Origin of the sequence: Pseudoalteromonas luteoviolacea NCIMB 1942, assembly GCF_001625595.1 — a bacterium.
Classification (GTDB): Bacteria; Pseudomonadota; Gammaproteobacteria; order Enterobacterales; family Alteromonadaceae; genus Pseudoalteromonas; species Pseudoalteromonas luteoviolacea_A.
On record NZ_AUXT01000054.1, the window covers coordinates 1 to 804 of the forward strand.

General features: G+C 36.7%; 1 protein-coding gene. It reads right to left on the reverse strand.

Translation table 11 applies throughout. The features are described 5' to 3' along the window. Positions 1-174 precede the first annotated feature (174 nt). The gene (locus N482_RS04110) at positions 175-477 is read right to left on the reverse strand and encodes a hypothetical protein (protein ID WP_063375871.1); all 303 of its coding nucleotides are present in this window, start codon (positions 475-477) and stop codon (positions 175-177) included. Between the last annotated feature and the right edge of the window lie 327 nt (positions 478-804).

Consider the following 804-nt stretch of genomic DNA (forward strand, 5'->3'; position numbering starts at 1 on the left):
GAGTGTCCATATATGTCATCTTTATTTCTTGTATTTTATTAAGGAAAGTGCACAATATTTAAGCCGAGATATATGTCATCCATACCCCTTAGAACCGGCGGGAATGATCAAATTACCGGCAAAGTTGGTAATTTGATCATTTTGAAAGGTTGCGGTTTTTACATAGTTACCATTTTAATCTTCTTCCATTCTGTATTTCTGGCGAAGTAAGTCACGGGCATCGTCGGTAACGTTGCGCAGTAATCCTTCCATCCCACTTGCAAGAGCAATTAGCTCTGATAGTGCGGATTCTGCCTCTTCCTTGGTTTTATCTGTTGATAGATTTTCTATTAACACATTGAATCTATCAGCATCTTCCTTGAAGTCTTCAGATGCGGACTGCGATAACTCTTGCAATTCGTCACTTGGAAGAACCTTATTGAAAAAGACTTCGTTGTACCCGAGCAATACCGAGTAATATTCATCCAGTTTTAACATACAATTACCTCAACAATTTTTCTATCGAGCGAGACATAGCTTTTTTACTCTTGTCAGCATTGAATGTTCCATCTAAGTTAAGAACACCTCTTGCCTTACCTCGTTTATCAAATACTTCTATATGATCTTTGTGTAAACCGTCTACATAGTAATGGTCACCCTTGCGAAGCTTGAACCCGTCAAGTTTCGTATTTTTAGTCACCTCGTGAATAGTTATAACTTCACATTAACTTCACATGACATATATGGACACTCCAATTATGTCATCTTTATTTTTATTTTTTCTTTATTTTTAAAACCGATTGAGTGTTTTCAATTTAGGGTGTG

Excerpts from the sequence above, each read along its gene's own strand:
- N482_RS04110 (WP_063375871.1), bottom strand. The coding sequence starts at position 477 with ATGTTAAAACTGGATGAATATTACTCGGTATTGCTCGGGTACAACGAA.